Below are 7,348 nucleotides of genomic sequence, written 5' to 3' on the forward strand. Positions count from 1 at the left end.
ACACACCATGTACCGAGGGATGTTCCTGATCGGCAGCGCGCTGCTGCCCTGTCTTGCACATGCGCAGAACAGTAGTGGCACCGCGGGGAAGGACACCGCACAGCGCATTGACGGCTACTACGAGCAGCGCCAGCCGCTGCAGCCGGAGCGCCCGGTGGTGGACCCGGTGCAGCCGGCGCCTCCGCCGGCCGGGCAAAGCGGGCTGGCCGACGTCCATGGCAGCTTCGTGCTCAACGAGGTGCGTTTCAGTCCATCGGCGCTGCTGCCGAAGGCCACGCTCGATGCGATCGCCGCCCGCTACCAGGGGCGCGAGGTCCACTTGGCCGAGCTGGAAACACTGGTGGCCGACGTCAATGCGGCTTACGAGGCAGCCGGGATCAGTACGGCGCGCGCGCTTCTGCGCGAGCAGTCGATCAACGAGGGGCGCGTTGACGTCACCCTGCTGGAAGGCACGCTGGGGACGCTGGAGGTGACCGGGGAGGGCAAGGTGCCGGTGCGCTTTGTGGAGCGGCGGGTGCGGCAGCCGGTAGGGGAGGTGGTGCGCAGCGATCGCCTGCGCGATGAGCTGATCTACCTCAACCGCACCACCGATCTGCAGGTGCGCGCACTGATGCGGCCCGGCCAGGCCGCCGGCCAGACCGATATCGTGCTGCTGGCGGAGGTGCCGGACCGAAGCAACTGGGGCGTGTTCGTCGATAATTCCGGCGTAGAGACCACCGGCCGCGAGCGCTACGGTGCGCATGGCCAGTTCTGGGGTCTGGCGGGGATCAGTGACCTGCTGGCCGGCTCGGTGGCGTGGTCGCGCGGTGGCCTGGAAGGGCGCATCGGCTACTCCGGCATCGTCAACACGCGCAACGGCCGTGTCGGCGCCAGCGTGTCGCGCAGCCAGATCAACATCATCGACGGTGCCTACCGCGCCCTGGACATCACGGGCGAGTCGACCAGCTATGGTCTGGACTTCACCCAGCCGTGGGTGGCCACGCCGAACTGGCTGCTGTCCACCATCGCCAACGTCTCGCGCAGCAACTCCGTGTCCGATATCGGTGATGTGCGGGTGTCGGAGGTCGATTCGACCACGGTGACCCTGGGTGTGAGCACCGGCTACCGCAATGACGGCTACGACTGGACGTTCTATCAGGGTGTGTCGCGCATCCGCACCGATGAGACGTTGGCCGAGGGGCGTGCGTTCACGACCGCCAACGGATCCACCAGCTGGACCCAGCGCATCGGCGGCAGCGGCCTGCTGTACCGGGCGCAACTCGGGTGGCAGTTCAGCAACGGCGACTTCCTGCCTTCAAGCAACCTGTTCCAGGTGGGCGGCATCGGCAGCGTGCGTGGCTATGTTCGCGGCACCCTCTCCGGGGTGAAAGGCTATTTCGGCAGCGTCGAACTGCACCGGCCCTATCGGCAGGCGCACGATGTCTACGTGTTCTTCGATCACGGCGAGGTGCGTGGCGACTATCCCACCTCGGCCAGCATCAGCAGCGTCGGCGTCGGCTTGAATGGACAGCTCGCCAAGCGCTACAGCTACAGCCTTGACCTGGGCCATCCACTGGACAAAGTGCTGCAGGACGATGACAGCCTGCGCGCTGACTTCCGCATCAGTGCACGCTGGTGATCGGCAGGGCGGGCGCTGCATGCTGAGAATGATTCGCATCAAAACCGTTCGCTGGCTATGATGCGGGTCCTTTCCGTTACGACCCCGAGCCTATCTTGAAGCGTGCCTTGCCAATCAGCCCCATGGGCCGCGTGTTCGCCACGGTCGCCTTCGTCGAAGCCCTGACGTGGGCCGGCCTGTTGATCGGCATGTACTTCAAGTACCAGGCGGCCGATCCGACCCCGGTCGGGGTCAAGATCTTCGGCCCGGTGCACGGTGTGGCCTTCATGGTCTACGTGGTTGTATCGGTGCTCGCCGCCATCCGCCTGCGTTGGCCGTGGTGGGCCGCGCTGCTGGCGCTGGCGGCTGCGGTGCCGCCGCTGGTGACGCTGCCGTTGGAGTGGTGGTTCAAGCGTCGTGGGCTGTTGTCGGCAGCGGTGCATCGCCTGCGTCCGGTGGCGAGATAAGGAACAAGGGGAGGAAAGTGCATCTTGCGACGCGGTTGTGGCTTCACGGCGGCGTCAGACACCTGCGGTGTACGTGCGGCAACGCAACACCGCAATCGACATGCTTGCCCCGCGTCCCACCCGCAATGAGTGTTGCATCACCCTTGTTGCTCTAGAGCGGGACGAATTCCGAACAGCCGTCACAGCTTCACACCTATCAATCGAACCAAAGCACGCAGAGGAGTCAGACAGGACTACGTTCATGCCCCCTTAACCAGTTTCGACTGGATATCCATGGAGGCGCATCAATGCAACGTAAGTCCGCTGTTCCCGATCGTATTGTTGGCAGGCAACGCCTACGCATTCTGCTGCTCGCGTCTTCGCTGCTCAGCGCGTCGGCATTCGCACAGAGCACGGTAGGTGACATCAACGGCCTGGCCCCAGGGTTCACCGGTGGCGAGGTGCGTGTACGCAACCTGGATTCAGGCGTTACACGCGAGAGCGCCATCAGTGCCGACGGACGATTCCGTGTCGGTGCGCTAGGAGCAGGCCGCTATGAAGTAGAGGTGTCCGGCGCCAATGGCGACGCGCGCACCATCGTAGTCACGGTCATTGCCGGCCAGACCACGAGTGCCGACATGAGCCGCGCAGCAACACTGGACACCGTCAACGTCCGTGCCCAGCTGGGCGCCACCATCGATCTGGGCAGTGTCGAGTCGCGCACGACGTTCACTGCGGAACAGCTCAACGCCTTGCCGGTCGGGCGCGACATCACCAGCGTATCCTTGCTCACCCCGGGCACCGTCGCCAGCAGCGGCTACTTCGGCCCGGCTTCGTTTGGTGGCGCCTCTGCCGCGGAGAACAGCTACTACGTCAACGGTTTCAACGTCACCAATCTATTCGACAGCCTCAGCTTCTCCGAGGTCCCGTTCCAGGCGATCGATCAGCTGGACGTCCAGACCGGTGGCTACGGCGCACGTTACGGTTTCTCCACGGGTGGCGTAACAAGCGTCAACGTCAAACGCGGCACCAACGAATGGAAGGGCGGGTTCAGCTGGACCACGGCGCCGAATGCGTGGCGCAGTACCGAACCCGACACGCTCCGTACCGACGGCACGTTGCTCCGCTCGTACGACAACAACAGCAGAAGCAGTGATGTTGCCTCGGCGTGGATCGGTGGCCCGCTGATCAAGGACAAACTGTTCATGTTCGCGCTGGGCAGCATGAGTCGCGCTGAGCGAGAAACCTATTACGGTCGAACTGCGGACGCCTCCCGCTCACCTCAGGACCCCGCCAACCCAAAGCCACCGACGTCACTCTCGACAACGGCGGAGCAGTATGCCTCCAAGGATCCTTACTGGCTGGTCAAACTGGATTGGTACCTCAACGACAACAATCACCTCGAGTACACGGGTTTCGGCAATCGCCGCCGCTATCACTACGACAACTACACGGCCGCCTACGACAGCGACAGGCCTGATGCCGAGGCAAGCAAGAAAGACTATCTCGGCCGGCTGTATCGTGAGCGGGACGGCGCTACGCATGTCCTGCAATGGACGAGCTATCTCAGTGATGCACTGACCGCCAGCGTCCGCTACGGCCAGATGCGCAACAAGAATGCGGACTACACGATCAGCCCGGATGGGAAGCGCTCGGACTATGACGGCAACATTCTGAGCCCTGACGGCGACTGTCCCTACGTTTTCGATGCCGTTCTTGGCAAGCGGGTAGGGTGTGCGGTCACCAGCCAGATCGATGTCAAGGACGGCAGCAACGAACGTACCAGTGCAATGGTCGATTTCACCTGGCAGTTGGCTGCCCATCAGCTTGGTTTTGGCTATAGCAATGACGAATGGAAATCGCGTCAGGGCACCGCGTACTCGAGTGGCGCCTATTGGCGTCTCCACGAAGACTATGCGCGCAGGATCAACTTCCGCACTGGCGGTACCATCGGGATCAAGCAGCGCTCCTGGTATCTCGAAGACCATTGGCAGGTCAACGATGCCCTCATGCTGTATGCCGGCCTCCGCAATGATTCGTTCGACAACCGCAACAGCGATGGGGTGTCGTTCGTCAAGCAGGACAACATCTGGCAGCCGCGCGGTGGCTTTGCCTGGGATGTGATGGGCGATGGAAACAGCAAGCTGTTCGGCTCGCTTGGCCGCTACTCGCTTCCGATTGCCGCCAATGTGTCGCTGCGCGCGGCGTCGGCGTCGTATTACACCAATGAGTACTTCACCTACGACGGCTATGACCCGGTCACTGGCAAGCCGAACATCACTGGCTCCTACCGCGGCGGAAGTGCGGACAGCGTCTACAACGGTGCGGATGGGTCAGCGCCTGATCCCAAGGCCGTGGCGTCCAAAGGCTTGAAACCCTACACCCAGGACGAGGCGATTCTGGGTTACGAGCACCGTCTCCAGTCCTCGAATGCCTGGGTTGACGGCTGGACGCTGGGTGCGAAAGTGACCTATCGCCGCATCAACAATGTCATCGATGACACCTGCGATGCCCGCTCGCTGTACAACGCGGCCAAGAAGGCGGGCTATGACCTGTCCAACTGGGACAGTCCCTGGGAGGTGCCGTCCGGCATCCCGGGGTGCTGGATATACAACCCGGGTGAGGACCTGAGGCTGAGCATCGATGTGGATGGCGATGGCAAGCCGGATGAGATCACGGTGCCGGGCGACGAACTCGGCCCGAAGGCCACGCGCAGCTATCGTGCCCTGTCACTGTCTGCCGATCGGCAAGGTGAGCGTTGGTACGCAAGCTTGAACTACACCTGGGCGAAGCTGCACGGGAACTACGAAGGGCTGGTGAAGAGCACCAACGGCCAGGACGACACCGGCACCACGTCGGACTTCGACTTCAAGGAACTGATGTACGGTGCGGATGGCTATCTCTTCAACGATCGCCGCCACAGCTTCAAGCTGTATGGGTCGTACGACCTGACGGACCAGTGGCAGGTGGGCGCCAATCTGCTCATCCAGTCCGGCACGCCCATCACCTGCCTGGGCGGCGGCTACGGTACGTTCGGTACCGAGTACGGCTACGCCGGCGTCTTCCATACCTGTAATGCCGATATGGAGGATGTGGTCGGCTTGGGAAGCAGCGGTCGCACCCCGTGGGTTGCCAGTCTGGATCCCACCGTGATCTACCGGCCCGCTGCCGTGAAGGGGCTGAGCGTTCAGTTCTCTGTCCTCAACCTCTTCAATTCGATCAAGCCGTTGCAGGTGTACGAGACCAAGTACAGCGTCGACTCGGCCGGTACCATCACCGACTTCTTCAACCACGAGAAAGCCAAGTACTACACCAATCCCCGCTATGCGCGGCTGCAGGTGCAGTACGACTGGTAAGCCCGCTCCGCTCGACCCTGCCTCCGCGCAGGGTCCCCCCGGAACCGAATGATCACCCAGCCCCCAACACCGCCAGAATCTGCTTCGGCGACTGGAACCCCGCCAGCCGCGCCGTTTCGTGACCGTCGCGCACCACCAGCAGCGTCGGCGTCTGCCGCAAGCCCAGTTCGCGGAATAGTCCTTCACCAACCGTTTCCAGCTTGACCTTCAACAGCGTCATCCCCGCGTCCGCGATGGCGCCGGACACGCTGGCCAACGACATCTCCAGCATCCGGCATCCCGGGCAGTCGTCCTTATGGAAATCCACCAGCAGGGCCGGGTGCTCGCGCACGGCGGCGTGGTAATCCTCGGCGGTCTGGGCGTGCAGGGTCAGCATGTCGTAGGGCTCTCGGTATGGGCCAACACGGTGTCGGCCCAGTGGTGAATGGCGTGGGTGTCTTCGGCGCCGTGCGGCATCTGCTCGATCTCCAGCACCGGGTACGGGGCGCCAAAGAAACTCGCCAGGCGGTGGGCGGCGCCGCAGTAGTACTCCTCGCCCCATTGGGTCTCGCCGGTACCGAATACCGCCACCGGGAACGGCAGTGGCAGCCCGAAGCGATCGCGCAGCGCGGCCACGCAGTCCTTCATTTCCGCCGGCGTACGCCCGGCGTTGTCCGTCCAGGAACCGACCAGACACAGGTCAGGCGGCTCTCCCGCCAGCGCCACGGCCACCTCAACGACATCCACATCGACCCAGTCCACACGGTGCCCCAGTGCCTCGCAGCGCGCCCGGATCAGCGCAGCCACCTCACGGGTGTTGCCGCTCAGCGAGGCAAAGGCCAGCAGAATGTGCATCGCCATGCCCCTTACAGATCATCGAATCCATTGTCCGAGTTCGTCTTCTTGTAGCTGGCGTTGCGCATTTCGAAGAAGTCGGTCTTGGTCTCGGTGAAGTTGTCGGCGTAGGCTTTGATCCACGGCATCACGTTGACGTTGGTCTCGCTGTACAGCTTCTCGATGCCGAGCATGCCGGCCATCTTGTTGGCGCGGTACTTCACGTAGCGGATCATCTCGTCCACGTCGATGCCGTCGATGCCGTCCAGCACCTCGCCGGTCCAACGCGTTTCCAGCTGGATGGCGTGCTCGAAGGCCTCATGCACGTAGGCGGTCAGCTGCTCGCCCTGCAGCGCTGGATTCTCGCCGATGATGGCGCGGATTAGTTCGCTGATGAACTTGGTGTGGGCCAGCTCGTCGCGGTTGATGAAGCTGATGATCTTGCCGGTGCCGGTCATCCGGTTCTGGCGGACCAGGTTGTAGAAGAACGCGAAGCCGGAATAGAAGTTGATGCCTTCCAGGATCGAGGACTGGATCAGTGCGCGGATCAGTGTCTCGGCGGTCTTCTCGCGCATGAAGTCATCGTAGGACTGCATGATCGGCGCGTTGCGGGCCAGGATGGTCGGGTGGGTACGGGCGATCTCGAACACGCGGTTCTGGTCGGCCAGCCCGGCGATCGAGGCGAGTACGTAGCTGTAGCTTTCGTTGTGGATCACTTCCTGCTGGCCGATGATCGCCGCATTGGCATGCGCGGCGGGATCGGTGATGTACTCGGCAACGTTGTAGATGAAGCGCGTCTGCGGGGAATCCAGCGTGGCGAGCAGGCCGATGATCGAGTCGTAGGCGTTCTTCTCGCGGGCATTGAGCTCGCCGTACTGGCGCGCGTCGCCCTTCATGTCGACTTCGTCGGGAATCCAGAAATTGGTCGAAAGCTCCTTGTACGCCCGGTAGAAGGACGGGTAGGGGATGTCGTTCCAGTTGAGGATGCCGCTGGTGCGGCCGTTGATGATGCCGGTGGAGCGGTTGGGGTGGCGCGGTTCGAGGATCTTGATGCGTTCGAGGGGAATGGCCATGGGGGGTTTCCTTGTTTCTCTCGGGCAGTGCGAGTTGCCGGCCAGCGGCCGGCACTACCGGGG

The 7,348-nt window shown here is 63.0% G+C and carries 6 protein-coding genes; 3 read left to right on the plus strand and 3 right to left on the minus strand.

Features of this window, described 5'->3' with window-relative positions:
- Positions 1 to 7: 7 nt before the first annotated feature.
- The 3 genes from ACE026_RS01600 (at position 8) to ACE026_RS01610 (ending at position 5,399) form a co-directional block, all read left to right on the plus strand.
- On the plus strand, positions 8 to 1,618 hold the full coding sequence (locus tag ACE026_RS01600) for a ShlB/FhaC/HecB family hemolysin secretion/activation protein (protein WP_486037361.1): 1,611 nt from the start codon (positions 8 to 10) through the stop codon (positions 1,616 to 1,618).
- A gap of 113 nt (positions 1,619 to 1,731) precedes the next feature.
- A complete protein-coding gene (locus ACE026_RS01605) occupies positions 1,732 to 2,064 on the plus strand; it encodes a DUF3817 domain-containing protein (protein WP_486037679.1) in 333 nt (110 codons plus the stop codon).
- 287 nt (positions 2,065 to 2,351) lie between these two features.
- On the plus strand, positions 2,352 to 5,399 hold the full coding sequence (locus tag ACE026_RS01610; RefSeq protein ID WP_486037362.1) for a TonB-dependent receptor: 3,048 nt from the start codon (positions 2,352 to 2,354) through the stop codon (positions 5,397 to 5,399).
- 52 nt (positions 5,400 to 5,451) lie between these two features.
- Here ACE026_RS01610 and ACE026_RS01615 read toward each other — a convergent pair whose 3' ends face one another.
- The 3 genes from ACE026_RS01615 to ACE026_RS01625 are packed head-to-tail and all read right to left on the minus strand — an operon-like array spanning position 5,452 to position 7,285.
- Complete coding sequence (locus tag ACE026_RS01615) at positions 5,452 to 5,775, minus strand: thioredoxin family protein (RefSeq protein WP_486037364.1); 324 nt, start codon at positions 5,773 to 5,775, stop codon at positions 5,452 to 5,454.
- Positions 5,769 to 6,233 carry a flavodoxin gene (locus ACE026_RS01620; RefSeq protein ID WP_486037681.1) on the minus strand — a complete coding sequence of 155 codons (465 nt, stop codon included), beginning with the start codon at positions 6,231 to 6,233 and terminating at the stop codon, positions 5,769 to 5,771. Before ACE026_RS01620 ends, ACE026_RS01615 begins: the two co-directional genes overlap by 7 nt.
- 11 nt (positions 6,234 to 6,244) lie before the next feature.
- Positions 6,245 to 7,285 (minus strand): ribonucleotide-diphosphate reductase subunit beta, encoded by a 1,041-nt coding sequence (locus ACE026_RS01625; protein ID WP_070425230.1) that lies wholly within the window; start codon positions 7,283 to 7,285, stop codon positions 6,245 to 6,247.
- Positions 7,286 to 7,348 lie beyond the last annotated feature (63 nt).

It is taken from the genome of Stenotrophomonas sp. AGC87 (assembly GCF_057333975.1).